17 protein-coding genes and 1 pseudogene are annotated in these 18,848 nt (G+C 43.6%); 2 read left to right on the forward strand and 16 right to left on the reverse strand.

The window, feature by feature from the left end:
• Positions 1-18: 18 nt before the first annotated feature.
• The 6 genes from QNH10_RS17715 to QNH10_RS17735 all read right to left on the reverse strand — a co-directional run bounded on the left by QNH10_RS17715 (position 19) and on the right by QNH10_RS17735 (position 9,324).
• Positions 19-987 carry a DUF418 domain-containing protein gene (locus tag QNH10_RS17715; protein ID WP_283732614.1) on the reverse strand — a complete coding sequence of 323 codons (969 nt, stop codon included), beginning with the start codon at positions 985-987 and terminating at the stop codon, positions 19-21.
• 2 nt (positions 988-989) lie between these two features.
• Positions 990-1,223 carry a hypothetical protein gene (locus QNH10_RS17720; protein WP_283732615.1) on the reverse strand — a complete coding sequence of 78 codons (234 nt, stop codon included), beginning with the start codon at positions 1,221-1,223 and terminating at the stop codon, positions 990-992.
• Positions 1,220-4,945, reverse strand: a complete 3,726-nt coding sequence (gene addA / locus QNH10_RS17725; RefSeq protein WP_283734682.1) for a helicase-exonuclease AddAB subunit AddA — start codon at positions 4,943-4,945, stop codon at positions 1,220-1,222. Before addA ends, QNH10_RS17720 begins: the two co-directional genes overlap by 4 nt.
• The gene (locus QNH10_RS20840; RefSeq protein ID WP_347177917.1) at positions 4,929-7,016 is read right to left on the reverse strand and encodes a PD-(D/E)XK nuclease family protein; all 2,088 of its coding nucleotides are present in this window, start codon (positions 7,014-7,016) and stop codon (positions 4,929-4,931) included. The genes addA and QNH10_RS20840 overlap by 17 nt, the downstream gene beginning before the upstream one ends.
• Complete coding sequence (locus QNH10_RS20845) at positions 7,004-8,419, reverse strand: helicase-exonuclease AddAB subunit AddB (protein ID WP_347177918.1); 1,416 nt, start codon at positions 8,417-8,419, stop codon at positions 7,004-7,006. Before QNH10_RS20845 ends, QNH10_RS20840 begins: the two co-directional genes overlap by 13 nt.
• A 281-nt stretch (positions 8,420-8,700) precedes the next feature.
• Entirely contained in the window at positions 8,701-9,324 is a 624-nt protein-coding gene (locus QNH10_RS17735) for a TVP38/TMEM64 family protein (protein WP_283732616.1), read from the reverse strand.
• A gap of 154 nt (positions 9,325-9,478) precedes the next feature.
• On the opposite strand from QNH10_RS17735, the gene QNH10_RS17740 reads away from it, so the two are divergent.
• Together QNH10_RS17740 and QNH10_RS17745 are read left to right on the forward strand one after the other, a co-directional pair.
• Positions 9,479-10,204, forward strand: coding sequence for an AzlC family ABC transporter permease (locus QNH10_RS17740; RefSeq protein WP_283734683.1), 726 nt, complete (start codon positions 9,479-9,481; stop codon positions 10,202-10,204).
• A gap of 11 nt (positions 10,205-10,215) precedes the next feature.
• Positions 10,216-10,524, forward strand: coding sequence for an AzlD domain-containing protein (locus tag QNH10_RS17745; protein ID WP_283732617.1), 309 nt, complete (start codon positions 10,216-10,218; stop codon positions 10,522-10,524).
• Between the two features lie 87 nt (positions 10,525-10,611).
• On the opposite strand, the gene QNH10_RS17750 is transcribed toward QNH10_RS17745, so the two are convergent.
• The 10 genes and pseudogenes from QNH10_RS17750 to cccB all read right to left on the reverse strand — a co-directional run bounded on the left by QNH10_RS17750 (position 10,612) and on the right by cccB (position 18,673).
• On the reverse strand, positions 10,612-10,878 hold the full coding sequence (locus tag QNH10_RS17750; protein ID WP_381426399.1) for a CsbA family protein: 267 nt from the start codon (positions 10,876-10,878) through the stop codon (positions 10,612-10,614).
• A 24-nt stretch (positions 10,879-10,902) separates the two neighbouring features.
• Positions 10,903-12,072, reverse strand: a complete 1,170-nt coding sequence (locus QNH10_RS17755; protein WP_283732618.1) for a PDZ domain-containing protein — start codon at positions 12,070-12,072, stop codon at positions 10,903-10,905.
• Between the two features lie 163 nt (positions 12,073-12,235).
• The gene (locus QNH10_RS17760) at positions 12,236-13,375 is read right to left on the reverse strand and encodes a S41 family peptidase (RefSeq protein ID WP_283732619.1); all 1,140 of its coding nucleotides are present in this window, start codon (positions 13,373-13,375) and stop codon (positions 12,236-12,238) included.
• An 11-nt stretch (positions 13,376-13,386) separates the two neighbouring features.
• Positions 13,387-13,677 carry a S41 family peptidase gene (locus QNH10_RS17765; protein WP_283732620.1) on the reverse strand — a complete coding sequence of 97 codons (291 nt, stop codon included), beginning with the start codon at positions 13,675-13,677 and terminating at the stop codon, positions 13,387-13,389.
• A 71-nt stretch (positions 13,678-13,748) separates the two neighbouring features.
• Complete coding sequence (locus QNH10_RS17770; RefSeq protein WP_283732621.1) at positions 13,749-14,342, reverse strand: peroxiredoxin family protein; 594 nt, start codon at positions 14,340-14,342, stop codon at positions 13,749-13,751.
• Positions 14,335-14,988 carry a hypothetical protein gene (locus tag QNH10_RS17775; RefSeq protein ID WP_283732622.1) on the reverse strand — a complete coding sequence of 218 codons (654 nt, stop codon included), beginning with the start codon at positions 14,986-14,988 and terminating at the stop codon, positions 14,335-14,337. Before QNH10_RS17775 ends, QNH10_RS17770 begins: the two co-directional genes overlap by 8 nt.
• A gap of 231 nt (positions 14,989-15,219) precedes the next feature.
• Positions 15,220-16,503, reverse strand: a complete 1,284-nt coding sequence (locus QNH10_RS17780) for a murein hydrolase activator EnvC family protein (RefSeq protein WP_283732623.1) — start codon at positions 16,501-16,503, stop codon at positions 15,220-15,222.
• Positions 16,504-16,560: 57 nt separating this feature from the next.
• Positions 16,561-17,444, reverse strand: a pseudogene (ftsX, locus tag QNH10_RS17785) (permease-like cell division protein FtsX).
• Positions 17,434-18,120: a cell division ATP-binding protein FtsE gene (gene ftsE / locus QNH10_RS17790; RefSeq protein WP_283732624.1), complete on the reverse strand. Its 687-nt coding sequence runs from the start codon at positions 18,118-18,120 to the stop codon at positions 17,434-17,436. The pseudogene ftsX and the gene ftsE overlap by 11 nt, the downstream one beginning before the upstream one ends.
• Before the next feature lie 229 nt (positions 18,121-18,349).
• Positions 18,350-18,673, reverse strand: a complete 324-nt coding sequence (cccB, locus tag QNH10_RS17795; RefSeq protein WP_283732625.1) for a cytochrome c551 — start codon at positions 18,671-18,673, stop codon at positions 18,350-18,352.
• Between the last annotated feature and the right edge of the window lie 175 nt (positions 18,674-18,848).

The following is an 18,848-nucleotide window of genomic DNA, read 5'->3' on the forward strand; positions in this document are numbered from 1 at the left end:
CTTATATATCCATTAATTCTACAAAACTTTCCCGTTCTCCTCTTTTTTCGGCAAATTTCTACCGAAGGCATCTCTGCCGTAGGTCCCTTTGCGCCATAACCATTCAAACGGCCCCATCCTGAACTTCATAAGCCATAGTTCCGCAAAAATCACTTGAATGGCAAAAATCCCTACAGCTATCATTGTTCCTGTCTCTATATCCACTTTCCCGTATAGTCCCAATCCGTAATTGTAAAATAGCAGTGTTCCAATGACAGATTGCATCAAGTACGTCGTCAATGACATACGTCCCGCTTTTGAAACAGGTCGGAAAATGGTCATGAAAATAGGCAATTGACATAAAAGGATAATGATTCCCGCATATCCGATTGCCAATATTGGACCTCCAATTAGTTGCTGGATCAACGTATTGTAGGACGTGTGGGTGTCCATATATGGCCATGATTTAATGAAAATCCCGATTGTTAGGCTTAAAATAGTAACGAGGGCAATTCGCCCTTTCCATTCAGAGGCACGTTCAAATAACTTCATTTTGGAGAAAGCCGCGCCAATCATAATAAGCGGAAGAATCATGAAAACTCCCATAAATGTGCCTGTCATTCCGAACAATAACCATTCTGAAATCCTGAACGCAAGCACTTCTACATATGTCCCATGCCCATAGGCAGTTATAGCCCTTTCAATCTGTTGGATATCCGAGAAACCTTCCATCAGCTGATTGGGGTCGTATATTGTCATTAAATAAATGACACCAATCAGTAATAGCGAAGGAATCAAATAGACTAAGGCTGCAATCCATAAAAGCCACTTTTTCGGTATTCTTACAGCTGCAATCATTATGAAGCCCATTATCGCGTACGTAAAGAGCACGTCCCCCGACCAAACGAATAGTGCATGAACCAAACCGAAAGCCAAGAGTATAGCAAGTCGCTTTGCCATCATCGGAGCATAATTCGCCCCGTTCGCGTTTGCCTTATCATACTGCATATTCAACCCATAACCGAACAGCATCGCAAAGATGGATAAAAGCTTGCCTCTATAAAAATATTGATTAGCTTGTAAGACTCCTGATCACCCGGCGTCCCGAAATAGGTTTGTGCATCGATGTAGAAATATGGTGAATGGAAAATTAGCATATTTGCAATGAGAATTCCAAGAAGCGCAAAGCCCCTTAGCATATCTAATGAATCTATTCTGCTGCCAATCGTAGGTGATACTCTCAAACAGACTCCTCCTGAACTTGCATAATCCTCTCCCCGTCGAACAAATAGAGGACCATTTCTTTTATTTGTATTTTTGCAATTGACTCTACAGCCTTCTTGTATAGGCTCAACTGGATGCCATAGCGTTTCTGCATTTCATCGACAAGGTCAGCTTCATTTTTATAAAGCCCACGAATCCGGTCTGTCTTATAATCTAAAAGCACCCAGCCATCCGCTTCTTCGAATAAGCAATCGGCAATCCCTTGTAAAATCTGATGATCTCCGTCTTTTCCATCGAATGCATACGTAAATGGAACTTCCCGAAGAATACGATTCGATTGCGATAATCGCTTGAATATCGGCGTTTCAAAAAAATGAAAGACCATATTCACATCGACTGCTTTCGCTTCGTCCTCCGTAAGTAATTGACGTGCCGTTAATTCGGTAATAAATCGTTCAATCTCTTGTACCGAATGGGAATTAGTCATTTCGATATGCTGCATGATTGTATGCATTGCAGTCCCGATTTCCGCACCTGATAATGCCCTTGATTGCAAGAACGAAGGACGGGCATGCAAATATGGAGTACTTACTTCATCATCCTTTGAAGCAAAGAAATCATCGAAATCGTCCTCCCGCTCAAGCAGTGACACCCTTTTCAACTCACTTACCGTCTGTTTGGATCTTTTTGAAACAGAAGCCATATACGGGTAAACATAGTCAAATCTTCGCTTTACTTCAGAAGACCAATCCGCGTCTACTGCTTCATCTACGGGAATCAGTTCCTGTATTTCAGCAGTTTCCACTGAATTGACTTCGGTATCTACAAATGAAGAAACTGGATATGCGAAAATTTCCCATTTGGATGCATCAGCGGTCAAACTACCGCCGTACATAACACCAAACTTTTCGAAATCTGAATGTCTTGCAATCGCAGGTCCGATCCAATCCAAATAACCGTTCGCCCGGGATCTTGTGTATTCCGGCAACATAGCACCCGATTCCAACAGCTGTGCATCCTGCCATTTACCGATTGCCTTTTCGATATCCTTAACAGATGCAATGAGTTCGAGATGCTCCTTCGCCCTCGTCATTGCTACGTATAGGACCCGCATCTCCTCCGCACGCATTTCAAGTTCCTTCTTCTCTTTCATCGCGAGGAAAGGCAACGATGTATACGTAATACGAAGATCTGGATCAATCGCTTTTACGGCAAGACCGAAATGCTGGTCGAATAAATACGGTTCGTTGAAATCCATCTTATTGAACTGCCGGCCGGCCCCTGCTATGAAAACATAAGGGAACTCCAGACCCTTTGACGAATGGATTGTCATGATACGGACGACATCCTCCGTATCGCTGACGTAACGAGCTGCCCCAAGATCATCTCCACGCTTCTGCATCCTGTCGATGAAACGTAAAAAGCGGAACAGGCCCCGGAATGATGTCTTTTCATAGTCAATTGCACGGTCATGCAGCGCCCTCAAGTTAGCTTGTCGTTGCTTTCCGTTCGGCATGGCCCCAACCATTTCATAATAATGGGTATCCGAAAACACTTGCCATATAAGCTCGGCTAATGAACCCCGCCTTGCCTGATTGCGCCAGTCCTCGAACATTAGGAAAAAGCGTTGTAGTTTCACTTGTGTTTCCGAAGCGATTCCCGCCCCGCCGGTTGCCATGAATAGCTTCAATGCCTCATAGAACGGCTTGTTCTTCGCAGCAAGTCGGACTTGGGATAACTCATTTTCTGTCATACCGACAAATGGCGCCCGAAGTACGGACGCAAGCGGAATATCTTGATAGGGATTATCGATGACACGTAATGTATTGAGCATAATCATCACTTCAATAGCGTCAAAGTAACCATGTGATAATTCCGCGTAAATCGGTATGTTAGCAAGCTTAAATTCTTCCGCAATTTCTCCTGACCAGCTCATTGAGCGCATTAGAATGACAATATCTCTGTATTCAAGAGGTCGACGCTTTTCAGTGAATGCATCTGTCACTTCTGCGCCAGTTGCCATTAGATCCTTAATTCGTTTAATCATATACCGTGCTTCCACCTGTGAACTTTTCAAGCTCTGTCCAGTTAACTCTGTTGCCTCATTGTCGTCCTCAGTACCGATATCTTCTCCATCATCCGCGTAAAGCAAGGTCAACGCTGTGGCCGACTCCTTTTCCGGATAACGAGCACCGTATTTCAAGGCGGCTGCATCGTCATAGTCAACTTCTCCTACACGTTTCCCCATCACTTGAGAGAAGATGAAATTCGTTGCATCCAACACTTCTTTTCGGCTTCTGAAGTTAGCGTTCAAATCGATTTTTAACCCATTTTCGCCATCATTCGACGTAAATCGAGTATATTTCCCAAGAAATAACCCTGGTTCTGCCAAACGAAAACGATAAATCGACTGTTTCACATCTCCCACCATGAATAAATTCCCGTCCGCTTCGCTGCCACGCTTAACCAATTGGATAATCGCTTCTTGCAACAAGTTGACGTCCTGGTACTCATCAACAAGAACTTCCGCGAATCGATCCAAATAATCTGTCGCGATATCCGAGGGCACAAGTTCACCGTCCACTTCCCTCGCAAGAATTTGCAAGGCGAAATGCTCCAAATCCGAAAAATCCACAAGTCCTCTATCCATTTTGACTCGTCCATAGCGTTCACCAAAATCTATGACTAACCCGACAAGCGTATGCATCGCTGGGGCCATGAGACGTATTTCATTCAATAGACGTGCAGGTGTACGGGCAAAATAGGACTCTTTCAATGTATTGATGATTTTCTTCACTGAATCCCTTATCGCTTTTGCTCGTTTCGCCAACTCCTCATCACATGTGTTTTTCCTGATTGTACCTGCCTTGACCCAAGTCAATGAACCGAAGAATGAATATGTTTCCTCCCAAGTACCTTCCTCAATTCGCCGCTTCGCCTCCCTAATCCATTGCAAATCAGCATCTGCGGTTACTGCAAGTGGCTCGGGACCTTCTGGCATCAGTGCAATGCGTTTCATATCCTCAGTCAGGGCAATCGCTTCTTCAAGCGTATGACGAATTGCCGTTTTCAACGGTCCAACGAAATCGAGTTCATCTATCGTTATATCTTCCCCAATCTCATATTGCATCGGAATCATCCGGAGCCATCTTTCAGGAGAAGGATGAACCCTTGAATAATCATAGAGCTTATCGATTAACGTCTCGATTGACTGGTCATTGCGGTCTGATGTGAAACTGTCCGCAAGACGGTACATCGCTTCGGGATTTTCTGCATTATATGCGTCTTCAAGCACATCCCCGATTGTATCATCGCGTAGCAACGCCGCTTCCGTGCTATCCGCGATACGAAACCCCGGATCGATGTCAAGAAGATAGGCATACTGTTTAACAACATTGAGACAGAAGGAGTGCAAAGTGGAAATCTGAGCTTTATTCAAAAGGTTTAATTGCCTGCGAAGATGGATTGAATCCGGGTTGACTGCAATCGCTTCTTCGAGGGCCTCAGCCATCCGGTGGCGCATTTCAGCCGCAGCAGCGTTCGTAAACGTGACGACTAGCAATTCATCAACATCAATTGGATTAGAACTGCTCAACACTTTTTCAATCATCCGTGTTATCAACACTTTCGTTTTTCCCGAACCAGCAGCTGCCGACACAAGAATGTCTTTGCCTGTTGCCCAAATCGCCTTCCATTGCGCATCTGTAAACGTCACATCAGCCGGTTTAACTGGAATGTCCATCATCCATCACTTCCTTTCTCATTTTCTCTAATGTTTCCTCAGGTTTCATATCTTCATATTGGCGGTACAATTGCTCTGGATTAGTCGGATCGAATTGGCAAACCGATCGATACGAGCAATATTGGCAAGGCATCTTATCCTTCAATTTATACGGATAGACCCGTGTATCGCCGGCAAGCATCCCGTCGCCAGCCTGTTGATGGCGTTGTCTGACGAACTTTCGTACAACTTGCAGATCATCCGATGCAAGTACCCTTGAAGTCTTTGAAAACGTTCCGTCCGTCTTCAAAGCAGCCGGAATAACGGTCGATGTTTTGCCAAGTTGCGCATCCATTCCCATGACAACTTCCGTGTCATCTAATAAGTACCCACGCATTTTATAGGACTTTATGATTTCCTGCTCAACCAAATCCTCGGTGAGCTCCAACTCTGTTCTGATCATCGGATTATGGATATGCAAGTAAAGGACTCCTGCGGGATCCGCCTTGAATCCAATCCATTCTTCCGCATGTTCGACCGCGACATCTAAATACGTCAACATCTGTAAAGATACGCCATAATAGACATCCGTCAAATCCAGTTGTTTGGCAGAAGATTTGTAATCTACAATCCTCAAATAATTCTTCCCATCAATTTCAGTCGCGTCGATGCGATCTATCCGCCCACGGAGATTCATTTTATTACCACGGCGAAGCGGAATCTCTAAAGGCGGCAACTGTTCATTAGGTCCGAAGGCAGCTTCGATGGCGACCGGTCTGAACACACTTTTCGTCGCCTGCTTCCCAAGGGCGAAAATTGTCCTTGTTAGGATATGGGTCAGTTTCCGTCGGATATAATGATAGCGGCTTGTCGATAACAAGATACGATTGAAAAACATTGGTGTAATGAATTCCATTGCATCTCTCGACAGTTGCCAGCATTGCTCTTTCGACAATTCCGTCCAAGACTTCCCTGTCCGATTCATTTCATCCGAAATCCATTTCAATGCAGCGTGAAATAGATCCCCGATAGACGGGGCTTCCAATGTATATTCCATCCGTTCCTGCAGCCCGAGCCCATAGGACGCGAAATGCTGGAATGGACAGCTGTAATACGATTCCACCCTTGAAACACTTGAAACGAACGACTTGCCATACAGACCTTCCGTCATTTCCGGCGCGAGCCGTTCAGTCTCATTACGGCTATTCCTCGATTTCGTTATATGTTGAAGCACGGAAGACCATAACGGATCATCCTCATAATAATCAAGAACAGCCTTCCATTCCGCCTGAAGCTGTCCCGTTTTCTCGGCTTCCTTAACCCTCATTGATACATATGGTAGAGCCGTTCTTGGATGAATGATGTAATCGATTTGCTCACCATTATCTAATAGCTCAGATGGATCCGAAACTGCCAACTGTAACCCTATATTAGGCAATAACTGCCCAATCCGTTGAATATAAAGCGACGGTAAAAGTGATTTCCCTTCCTCATCCGCAATCGGATAGGAGATGAAAAGCTTCTCCCTTGCCGACGTGAACGCTCTGTACGCCATATATGATTCATCCATTAGTTTCATCTTGGATGACGGTGCAAGCTCAAGTCCGCTTTTCGAGAACCATTCCCTGTCTGAATCGGACAGAAGTCCTTCAGCATCGACTCGTTGTGGAAGAACGCCATCATTGACCCCGATGATGAACCCGACTTCGATTTCCATCAAACTTGCAAGTTCAATCGTCGTTACGGTCACTTGATCGAGGGACGGTGGAATCCGGGTGAATTCGAGCGTATCAAACCCTTCATCCAAAATCCGGGCTGCCTCTTTCAGCTCCATTTCTTTATCTCCAAACATAAGAACGAACTGATCAAGGACATTAATCCACGAATTCCATGCCTGCTCATGCTCTGTCGCATTCAATAGCCTACCGGCACGCTCTTCTTCCGCCCGCAAATCGATGATTTTATCAAATACATGCATAGATTCCAAGAATGAAAACATCGCCGCTGCGAAATCCCGTCCATTTTTAGCCCGTTTCAAGTCAGCTTCAAAATTATTCAACGGCTCACGGATCAAATCCCTTATCGCATGCAACTCCCGCTCAGCTGCAATTCCTCATCGGTTTGCACTGTCGTATGCAATTCCAAACCACGATATCGCTTCACCTTCCAGCGAACTTCATCCATCCACCGCTTCCCGTAAATTCCATTCGCAATCACATAGTTTTCAAGACGATCCGCACGTTCACGCCAAATCAGCTTATCTTCCCTATGCGGAAAGAACAAATCCGTTTTTACAGCCCGGAATATGGTCTCATACGTCCACCCCGATGTCACGGCCTCCAAAACAGAACGTGAGAACTCAATTAGAGGATGGTGGAGCATCGGCTTTTTCCTACTGATGAATACAGGGATATCGTATTGCGAAAAGATCGTTTCGATTAATTCATCATATTTTTCCGGCTGTCTGTACAAAATCGAAATTCCTTTATATCGTTCGCCCCGCATCACTTGCTCACGGATTTTCCTTGCCACTGCATGAATTTCCGCCCGACGATCCGTCGCTTCGATTAAAGTTATTGCACCTTCGGACGGTCTTTCCTTCGGAGGATACAACTCAAATTCCCTTTCGAAATGTCTAAGTTCCTCGTTTTTAAACCGTAGTGCTTGTCCAAGATGAACGCCTTCTTCAATATCGACCGATTCATTACGCGCAATCTCCCTAAGTCTTAAGGAAGTCCTAACAGGATTAAAAAACAGCTCATGATCTGCATGCCCCGATAGATCAGATTCCATCGGAAGGACAACAGTCACCCGATGCCCGTACTTCAGCAATTCAGTAATTATTTCATACTCTCTTGCCGTAAAACTCTCAAAACCATCTATATAAATATCCGCGCCTTTTATCAGTTCCGAATGCTTAATTTGCGAAGTCAATAAAGTGAGATGCCCTTCACTATCCACATACGCTGTCCCAAGACGCTCCTCTATTTTCGTAAGAAGTAAAGTCAAATCACTTACCTTATCTTGCAGCGTACGTGGTGCATCGCCCGCGGACAATTCCTGCTGCAAACCGATTAAGGATTCATGATCCAAGCAATACCTGCTGAACTCTTTCATAAGGTCTCCAATTTTTTCGGTGAACCCTCTTTTATTGGCCGCCTGCCTGAACAATTTCAACTCATCACGATTCTCTTCCAAAACACTTCGCACAAGCATCCGATAACCGAACCCATCAACTTCCTTGCGCGTGATGCCTCCCGTTTCCTGCAGAACCCGCCACGCAAGCCGCTTAAATGTCGACACTTGCGCTCGAATTATTCCATTCAAACCGAAGTTAACCGACAAACTATGTTCCATCGAATACGACATCTGATCCGGGACAATTAAAATAATCGCAGATCCAAGCGGGTCCCGTTCAAGCTCAGCTGCAATCTCCCGCTCTATCAACGTCGTCTTCCCCGTCCCGGCCCTGCCGGTTACAAAGCGTAAAGTCATCGCCCTCATCCCTCCTATCAAAATAAAAATCCCTATCTCCCTATCTTTCATTGTACCGAAAGAATAGGACGACAGGAACTATTTGCATCATACCTTTTTAAGGTATGCCTACCATCAAAAAACTTATAAAATCATCCAAAAACTTATAAACTCGCCTATACACGCATAAATCACGTCAAAAACTCATAAATCCGCCTACTCACGCATATATCACGCCAAAAACGCATAAATCTGCCTACTCACGCATAAATCATGCCAAACACGCATAAACGCAACCGCCATCAATCTTCATCCTCATCATAAAACATCGTACTCGATTCCTCTTCCACTTTCTTATCAAGACGCTTCTCAAAATACTTTCCTACCACCCATAACAACACGATAATCCCCACAACAATCGCAGTACGAATCGGCTGCGTCAACAACGCCTTCAAATCATACCCGATAAATCCAATCGTGAAAATCATAACGAATTTCCCAGCAAGAAGAACCAACAAATAACTTTTCTTCTTCATATTCGACAAGCCTGCCACAAGATTCACAAGTGCGGACGGCGTAAACGGAAAGCAAAGCAATATGAACAACGGCCCGAAGCCATTCCTCTCCACCCAGCCGATCAATCGTTGCACGCGCTCATGCTTAGTCAAAAAACTCAACAAACGATTTCTACCGTACTTTCTGATAATCAGAAATACAACATAAGAGCCTACAACCGTTCCTGCCCATGATAAAATGAAGCCATACCAAATTCCATAGGCAACCGTATTCGCTATGACAAATACGAAAAGCGGTAAAAACGGCAAAAATGATTCTATGAAAGGCAGCAAAAGTCCGATTAACGGTCCAAGCGCCTTATATTGTGCAGCCAACTCACTTATTTTATCAACATCTAACCATTCACTCATTCACAACACCCTCGTCATATATACAATTCCCTAAACAAACTTCCATTAATAGACTATTAGTTCAACTATTCCCTTTTCCCTTATAGAATACCACCAAAACACAAAATTTATAGTATAATTTCAAATATACATACAAGAAAGATGTGACTATTTGATGAATAATCAGTTCTTATCCGGACTGAAATCCGGACTTAGCATCGCAATCGGCTATTTTCCGATTGCTTTAACGTTCGGATTGCTTGCCAACACTGGGACAAGTGAAATGCCTGGACTTTCACTCATCGAGGCTACTGCCATGAGTATGTTCGTCTACGCAGGTGCCGCGCAATACATGTCACTCAGCCTCATCAATTCAGGAGTCGACCCATTCACAATTGTTGTTAACACATTCATCGTCAACATCCGGCACTTTCTTATGACGGCTTCCTTGAATGAAAAGATGCATCGAGCACCAAAATGGATAAAATCGATTTACGCATTCGGCATTACAGACGAGTCCTTTTCAGTCCTCGCCATAAGGAAAGAGGAGAAAATCACTACGGCTTTCGCCTTCGGAGTTACAACTATCGCCTATGGGAGCTGGGTGATTTTCACCGTAGTTGGCTACGTCATCGGCGCCAACTTGCCTGATTTCCTACAAGTTGCCATGTCCATTGCCTTGTATGCTATGTTCATCGGACTGCTTGTCCCGGCAATGAAAGGCAATCGTAAAGTAGTCATGCTTGCCTCACTTGCAGCAGCCATTCACAGTATCATCTATTTCGGTGAACTTCTTTCAACCGGATGGGCGATTCTTGTCTCAACACTTAGCTCGGCAATTTTAGTTGAAGTTATTTATTCCCGACGAGGAAAAAATACTGACAGCGACTACATAGAATAGGAGGTTGACTAATGGGAACAACATACTGGTGGATGTTAGCTGGGATGGCAATCGTGACGTATCTCCCAAGGATGGTGCCGCTCACATTCCTTGACGGAAAAGAATTGCCTCCAATAATCAGTGGCGTACTTAGAAACATCCCTTATGCAGTATTGGGAGCCCTAATCTTCCCTGCGATTCTTTTCGTGCAGGAAGGCAATATCCTCTTCGGTATAATCGGAGCCGCAACAGCATTCCTTATCGCGTTCCTTGGTGGTGGCGTCATGTCAGTCGTCCTTGGAACAATCGGAGTCCTCGCAATTTATGGCCTGTTTATATAATAAGGTTTATTAGTTCAATTTATACAAAAACAGGCATACTCTATTCAATTAAGAATAGAATATGCCTCTTTTTATTTATATAATTTATTAGCCTTCATCAACCTCTTGGCCTTTCTGTTTTGCCCTATTCACCATTCGCGTCGCATACCAAAAACCGACCGTCAGCGAAAGCGCATCCGCGACATAAAGGATCCAGTTATGCGTATAACCCGCGTAAACCGAAGCTGCAATAAGCGCAATTGTTAACGCAAGCCCGACAATGTGATGGAAGGTAACCCTTGTAAAAAATACAACGAGCAACCCTGGAAGTAATAGTGCAAGTATCAATTTCGTTTCCAATGTGGCAATATCCATTTTCCACCTATCCTTCCGAATGGATTAACGGACGACTAACAGTCCCAATCGATGATGATCGTGGCGATACAGCACTTGCTGCATAAGCCGAACTTCCCCGTCACGGCCTATCACTTGCAAACGGCAATGTGCAGCATTCACCTGGATGGCATCATATAATTCCTTTTCATTCGTAACCTGGATGCCATTTACAGTTCTGATGCATTCACCGGGAATAAGACCAAGCTTTTCACCAGGAGATTCCGGCAAGATCCCCGCAATGATAACTCCAGTTGGTTTCGGAACTGCAGCAAATCCACTTTTCCGTTCACGTATTGCGAAAAAGATGGTAATCGCTGCCCTGCCGATAAAACCGACTAACAGAGCAACCCAACCTAAAATCGGCAGCCAATAGGCAGATATACCGATAATGACGACAATCAATCCAATTATTGTAACAGCTCGTCCAATTTTAGGGAACATGATATCTGAGAAGCTTGCCCGTGCAACCTGGGAGAATCCGATAATAATTGGCACAGGAAGAAAGCTAAAAGTCGTTCCTCCAAGTGTAAACTGCGGCCAATATGGTGTGATAGCTGACAAGAAATCTCCAGGCACAAGAAATACAATCGGTAAAAGCCATAGCCGTTTCGACTTATAAGCAGCAGCCCGCAATCCCCGATTCGTAGATGTCAGGAAAGGGGATGCATAGTGAACAGTATGTCGGCGAATGAGGAAACCTTCTGCAACGAGGAAAAGTCCTGCAATGACAGCTACTGTTAACGCCATGTCACCTAATAGATCCACGTTTCCTATAGTCCATCCACGAAATGTAAAATCAGGCATGAATCGTTCCAATGCATATAAACCGAAAAACGCGATCGTTGCAAAGTAAATCGGCGATGCAGTTTGATAAAGAAACGAAATCATAGACAAAATAGCGATTGCTGAAAATAGGACGATCCAAGAAACTTCTACAGTCAAACCTACGCCTGATATAAGAATCGATAGAATCAGAGCGGGCATCCATGATTCAGCTAACAGCCGTTTCATTTCCGTCAAGCCTGGAAGTAAGCGTACTAGGAAGCTACGCCGTTCCCTTTTCACGCGAAAATACCCTAACCCGACCGCCACACCAAGGGCTATCAACCAAACAGGATTCAAGAAAAATAGTCCAACCGCTTTTAACAAATCCACTATTACGTTTTCACTCATCAACTGTCACCTTCCCATCCCCAAAACATGATTATTCTTTATTGTATCAAAAGAATCGTCATACGTGTGAGAAGCCCAAAAATTTTCTATGAAACTACGTGTTTAACAACAAAAAAGGCCCTTGTCAGAAACAAAGGGCCTTTCAGCTTGATTAATTAATTAATTAATTGCTTAATAAATGATGGACATACCCAATAGCAACCTGCAGCTGGACATCATTCTTTTTATCTTTACGATAATTTTCCACTCTTTCCCTTAGTGATGCAAAGAACTTTCGATCCATTATGTTTTCTGTCGGGATCTTGGAATCCACTCGAAATGCGTGCACTGCGAGGGCTGTTGATTCATCAAAGTAGCCGTCTTCCCTGTCAACCGCATAACCAAGTCCGACCAACAGTTTTTGGGCATATGAAATGTCCTCATGGTAATCGCCTTCTGCATACACCTCCGTCGAGAAACGGATATGTTCCGTAAATAGCTTATCCTGTTCCGATTCAAGGTCGACATTGACACCTTTGCCATGTATCCATGTTTCTTTCGGTGTCAACCATTTATGAGTGGTAAGTTTCATCTCACCGCCATTTGATAGTTCCATCGTATCCTGTACAGTCCCTTTTCCGAAACTCACCTTACCGATGATAAAGCCACGGCGTAAATCCTTCAAGGCACCACTTAACACTTCACTGGCCGAGGCGCTCCCTTTGTCCTGCAGTAGAACAACCGGTATATTTTTCAGTTTTTTATCATAGGAAAACTTTTCAGACGGCTCGACAACAAGAGGTGTGAGTTGACCTTGAGCGTTCTGCATATAAGCAAAGATTGAATCATCAGGCAACAAACTTCCCGCCACTTTGGCAACAGCACGTAAATACCCACCAGGATTACCTCTAACGTCAATAATAAGAGCCTCTGCACCGCCGGCAATCATATCATCGGTCGCTTTTTTCCATTCAGCGGCCGTTTCATCGCCAAACATTGTCAATGCTATGTAACCGAATTTCTTGCCCCGCTCTTCCATTAACTCAGCCGATACGGTCTTAACCGGAATTACATCACGCATCACTTTCAACTCAAGATGCTTGCCTAAATCCGGCCGGTAGATCGTCAAACTGACGGTAGTCCCTTCCTTGCCTTTGATTTTTTTGACGACATCTTGAAGTGTCATCCCGCCTAACGGCTCGCCGTTAATACGTACAATCTCATCGTAAGGTTGTAGGCCCGCCTTTTCTGCCGGAGATCCTTTAACTGGAGCAACAATGATATACTTTCCACCCGACCGAGTAATTTCAGCTCCGATTCCCAACTTTTCACCAGCTAACGATTCCCGATGCGAAGCGGCCTCTTCCTTAGAAGATACGTCGAATACGGATCACCGATTGTATCCGCCATTCCTCGCAATGCACCCTCAATTAGCCTGTCCCCTTCGACCTGGTACACCGTATTCTCCTGGATGATGTTATACGCCTCATTAATAACAGGGAACATTTCCTTCATTGCCACGTCCGCATTTTTCCCTTTTTCAGATGAACAGCCGTCCAGCACCAAAAATAGACCTGTTGCTATCACAGCTAATAATGCGAACACAAAAAAACGGCTTCTGCGCATCGATAACTTCCCTCCTCCGTTTACTATATGAACGAAGCGGGGCTGTTACGACAACAGAAAACCGTATTTTGTCAATCAAGGTCTTGGACAAGTCTTTCCATCATCGATTCATCCATTGGTCCGACAAGCACATGCGCAATCGTACCGTCCGTATTCAGAATATATGTCGTTGGAATCCTGAATGCCTGATAAGATTCCCCGACCACACCTAATTCGTCCAACGGAATTGGAAATGTCAATCCGTATGAATCCACAAATTCCTGAACAGCTTTCACTCCACGATGTTCATCAGTCGTCAAATTGACTGCCAAAATTTCCACATTATCCTTTTCGGCAGAATTCTTGTAGTAGTTCTGCATATGCGGCATTTCCGCTTTACATGGCGGACACCAAGTCGCCCAGAAATTCAGGATGACCTTCTTCCCTTTCAAGTCAGAAAGCTTAACCATATCTCCAGTCACTGTCGTCAATTCAAAATCGGGAGGCAAGTCCCCCTGCCTTAAACCGACATCTTCCATCGCGACTTCGGATCCTACTCCGGACTCAACCAAAACGCCGGCTGTAGCAATCGGGTCTACCTTCTTCAAATTCGTACTGATCATGATCACAACCATCGAGCCAATGAGCAACGCAGCAATTATGTATCCAATCACTTTCTTATTCAAATCCGCTCCCCCGTTCTGTTTGGACTTTTGTAACCTTGAAAATCGCTATAAAAAATACGCCGATAATAAGCGTTATGAAAAGTGGTGGATTCAGCAATCCTTTTGGCTGAATCGTGGCCACAAAAATATGCGCCGCCATAAATAACATTGATATCAGGGCAATATGATCCCCTATTTGTTCAATTCTCCAGACAAAAAATGTTAGGGCAATAAAGATAACTACAGTACCAATTCCAGCGATCAAACTTCCTTTATTCAACAACACCATCATTACCTGAAATATAGTCTGCACCGTAACGGCCCCTGTGAATAAAGCAACGAGAGATTCCTTATCCACTTTTCCCCTTATCCAATCAAACCAAATTCGACCGGCAACGAAAAGCAGTCCAAGACAGAACCCAGTAAATCCCCCATTGAAATAAACAATGGAAATAGGCGCCCGGATCACCGTACTGAAATCAGTAATGATCACCGATAACTTCCAAATGATAATTATATAAAACACCGCATCACTAAACAGCGTGGCTGAAACTTTTCCAAGCCTTAAGCGAATAATACTATATGCAATTATAAAGGCAACAATGAGTGCAATCCAGTTGGATGGCACCGTGATATTACCAATTACGTAAAGTTTCGTAACAAGCATCCGGAAAACTCCTTTATCCTTATACCACCTATGGTAGATGAAAGACCAACAAATTGCGAGAGGCTAACTTGTAGTTTAAAGAAGAAAAGGTAAATATTTGTGAAGTTTTAGCCATAAGTCGTTAGTGTCCCCGGAAAACAAGAAAGTCTCATCGCGAATTCGAAAGGTCTACCCGCAACCTCCCCACTTCCAAACTCCATAAAAAATCCGCCGGGAAAGGGCGGATTTCAATTAAAACGATACATATCGTAATGGATTTACTGCACTTGGACCGGACGCTGTCCAGTTACCTATATGCACTTCGAAATGAAGATGTGGGCCTGTTGAGTTCCCGGAATTGCCAAGTGCACCAATGCGGGTACCTTTATCGACAACCTGTCCTACACTCACATTGATTTTCGATAAATGTCCGTACACTGTTGTGAAAATGCTACCATTCGATGAGTGGGTGACCATGATCACATTTCCATAACCGCCCATTTGCCCTGCATAGGAAACGACTCCGTCCGCTGCAGATACAACTGGTGTTCCAATTGAATTGGCAACATCAGTTCCACGATGTTGACGTTTAGTTTTGAAAATCGGATGCACTCGCCATCCGAAGTGTGAAGAGACCCTACCGTTTGCCGGTCTTGTCCAAAAACCGCTGGACACGTTGGGCAATGCTCCCGGTTTATTCGCAGCTGCAGCCGCCGCAGCTTTCCGTTTACGCTCTTCCTCTTGTCGGGCTAATTCTGCGATACGCTTCTGTTCGGCAATCACTGCTTTTTCAAGCTCTGCCTCAACTTCAATCGTATCATGGTACTCTTCTTCAAGATCTTTCTTTTCTAAAGAAAGCTTTTCCTGTTCAGCTTCCAATTGATCAATCAATTGGCTTTTCTCTTTTTTCTGTGCCTCAAGTGAAGCTTTCAATTTTTCCAATTGCGCTTTGCTTTCTTCCAACTCTCCTAGTTTCTTTTCTACAAGCGCTTTCTCTACTTCAAGCTGGTCGATATCTTCCTGTTGCCTGCGCATAATATCACGGTCAGCATCCATCAATGTTGTAACCGCAGAAAAACGGTCAATGAAGTCCGCAAAGCTATTTGCACCAAGCAGGACATCCAAGTAACTCACTTGGCTTCCCTTTACCTGCATTGCACGAACGCGTTCACGAAGCACCACATCACGCTCTTCAATTTTCTTTTCCAAATCTGCAATAGATTCTTTTAATATATCAATCTCTTCATTCGTTTGATTGATACTATCGATGACTTTGTTCATATTCGCATTTGTTTCTTCGATTTCTTTATTCAATGAAAGAATTTGTTTCATAAAGTCTTCAATTTTAGCTTCAATCTTTTTAATCTCGTTTTCTTTCGTTTGAATGTCAGATTTAAGGTCATTCTTTTTTATCTCATTCTGCTTTTGTTCTTTCTTTAATTCATTTAACTTACTTGCCAGGACTCCTGTTTCCCCGATAAATGATGTAAACATGAATACCGCAATAATACTCACCAAAAACCATCTGCGCTTCATCAAATTTTCATTTTCCCCCTTTAGGCTATGCTGGTAGACAACAACATTCCCAATCTATTAGGCTCTAAGAAATTTACGAACAGACATAAAACTACCCATACTCCGATAAAGATTCCCATGAATAGAAGAAGTCCATTTACCTGGTAGATGAACGGTGTAGCGTTCAATAATTGGAATAGCTCGTTTTGTAATCTCGGTTCCCATTGTTGGTACAGTTCATAATACGAAACTGAAATGACTATCATCGGAATGATTGAACCAAGTACGCCAAGCCAAATTCCTTCCAACACGAATGGGACTCGTACAAAACTATTTGTTGCACCTACTAATTTCATAATCTCAATTTCCCTACCTCTCGCCACAATGGTAAGTCGGATAGTATTTGAAATTAAAAACATAGCTGTGAACAATAATGCGAGAATGAGCCCCATTCCAATATTCCTACTTATAGTAAGTACATTGAAAAGCTTCTCGACTTTTCCTTCCCCATAAACGACCTTATACGTGTTGTTATATTTATCGATTTTCAAGGCAATCTCGGCAGTTCTATGAGGGTCCGTCGCTTTGACGTAAAACGCATCTCCTAAAGGATTGCTTTGCTTATATAAATTAAGTTCATCACCAAAAGACTTGATCATCTTGTCTAACTCTTCATCCCGCGTGGCGTAAATAATACTTGCCACGCCCGAGGTTGCTTTGATCTCTTTTTCCAACTGTTTAACCGCTTCGGCATCTGCTGCAGGTTCCGCAATTACTTTTATTTCAACGTCATTCTCAAGATTATCCGCCAATTGATTCAAGTTCATCATAATGACGATGAACACCCCGACTAACAGAAGTGTAACAGTTACTGCACTGACAGAGGCGAAGGTCATCCAGCTGTTACGTCCGAGGCTTTTAAGGCTTTCCCTGATATGTCGCCCCAATGTCCTAGCTTTCATAACCGTAAACCCCTTCATATTCATCTCTCGTGATCATCCCGCCATCGACGACGAGTACACGGTGTCTGATTGTATTCACTATTTCCTTATTATGCGTGGCCATGACAATTGTCGTGCCCCGCGCATTAATTTGTTCAAAGATCTTCATGATTTCCCAAGAAGTATCTGGATCCAAGTTTCCTGTAGGCTCGTCCGCAATGACGACCTTCGGAACATTGACGATGGAACGTGCAATGGATACCCTCTGCTGTTCTCCACCAGACAATTCATTCGGAAACATTCTGGCTTTTTGCGTCAATCCGACAAGCGCCAAAACGTCATTCACTTTTTTGCGAATTTGTTTAGGAGATTCCTCTATTACTTCCAACGCAAAAGCTACATTCTCGTAAACATTCAACTTAGGAAGTAGTTTAAAGTCTTGGAAAACAACACCAATCTGCCTTCTTAAATAAGGGACTCTTTTGTTCCTTAATGTTGCAAGATTAATGCCATTGACTAGTATGTCACCTTTTGTAGGACTTTCCTCTCTGTACATCATTTTGATGAACGTTGATTTCCCCGCCCCACTTGGCCCGACGACGTAAACAAACTCCCCACGACCGATTTCGACATTGATGCCATTAGCAGCAACAACACCGTTTGGATATTTTTTATATACATCTTTCATCACAATCATTTGAAAACCACCTGAATATTATTGTATTCCACATTTTTTTCCCGACAACCACATTATAACATGCATAAGCACTGCGAGTATTACAGATTTATTTCATTTGGTTCGACAGAGTACCACATTTTTTTCAATCTGTAAATAAAGTTCATTGTTTGGATTATTTTGGTAAATAATTTTAGCTATAAAAAAACGCAATAGGCAGGTTTGCCCATTGCGTTTGTTACTTAACGTATTATTTCTTTTCAGATAGCCACTTTGCAACAGCATCCAAATCTTCGCCTTTGATTAGACCGCCAGGCATACCATTTCTACCGTTTTGGATAATATCGTGAATTTCAGCTTCTGATAACTCAGAACCGATATTCGCTAAAGCCGGGGCTGTTCCGCGTCCTTCAAGATTCCCACCATGACAGCTTGCGCAGCTTGCTTGGAAAACTTTATCTGCGTCTACACCGGCAGTACTGCCATTGCCATTGTTGCTCGCATTGTTTCCACCGCCACATGCACCAAGTACAAGTGCTGCTCCAAACATAACTCCTAAAAGCTTGTTCTTCATTGTTTTTCCTCCTGTCATTAAAAGCTCTGCTACATTCCTTAGTATACCAAAGGAACCGGATCGTAAACTTCCGTCCAACCTGTTCATATTTATCAAATTTATGACAAATTGGAAGGTTTTTCTCAAGCTTCATACTTCCCTTTACCTTTTACTATACACCTAAATGAAAATTTTA

The sequence above is a fragment of the Sporosarcina thermotolerans genome (genome assembly GCF_030067815.1).
Taxonomy (GTDB): Bacteria; Bacillota; Bacilli; order Bacillales_A; family Planococcaceae; genus Sporosarcina; species Sporosarcina thermotolerans.

Excerpts from the sequence above, each read along its gene's own strand:
- QNH10_RS17740 (WP_283734683.1), top strand. The coding sequence starts at position 9,479 with ATGAATAATCAGTTCTTATCCGGACTGAAATCCGGACTTAGCATCGCA.
- QNH10_RS17775 (WP_283732622.1), bottom strand. The coding sequence starts at position 14,988 with ATGCTTGTTACGAAACTTTACGTAATTGGTAATATCACGGTGCCATCC.
- QNH10_RS17735 (WP_283732616.1), bottom strand. The coding sequence starts at position 9,324 with ATGAGTGAATGGTTAGATGTTGATAAAATAAGTGAGTTGGCTGCACAA.
- ftsE (WP_283732624.1), bottom strand. The coding sequence starts at position 18,120 with ATGATTGTGATGAAAGATGTATATAAAAAATATCCAAACGGTGTTGTT.
- QNH10_RS17750 (WP_381426399.1), bottom strand. The coding sequence starts at position 10,878 with ATGGATATTGCCACATTGGAAACGAAATTGATACTTGCACTATTACTT.
- addA (WP_283734682.1), bottom strand. The coding sequence starts at position 4,945 with ATGGACATTCCAGTTAAACCGGCTGATGTGACGTTTACAGATGCGCAA.
- QNH10_RS17715 (WP_283732614.1), bottom strand. The coding sequence starts at position 987 with ATGCAGTATGATAAGGCAAACGCGAACGGGGCGAATTATGCTCCGATG.
- QNH10_RS20845 (WP_347177918.1), bottom strand. The coding sequence starts at position 8,419 with ATGACTTTACGCTTTGTAACCGGCAGGGCCGGGACGGGGAAGACGACG.
- QNH10_RS17755 (WP_283732618.1), bottom strand. The coding sequence starts at position 12,072 with ATGAGTGAAAACGTAATAGTGGATTTGTTAAAAGCGGTTGGACTATTT.
- QNH10_RS17765 (WP_283732620.1), bottom strand. The coding sequence starts at position 13,677 with ATGCGCAGAAGCCGTTTTTTTGTGTTCGCATTATTAGCTGTGATAGCA.
- cccB (WP_283732625.1), bottom strand. The coding sequence starts at position 18,673 with ATGAAGAACAAGCTTTTAGGAGTTATGTTTGGAGCAGCACTTGTACTT.
- QNH10_RS17780 (WP_283732623.1), bottom strand. The coding sequence starts at position 16,503 with ATGAAGCGCAGATGGTTTTTGGTGAGTATTATTGCGGTATTCATGTTT.
- QNH10_RS17745 (WP_283732617.1), top strand. The coding sequence starts at position 10,216 with ATGGGAACAACATACTGGTGGATGTTAGCTGGGATGGCAATCGTGACG.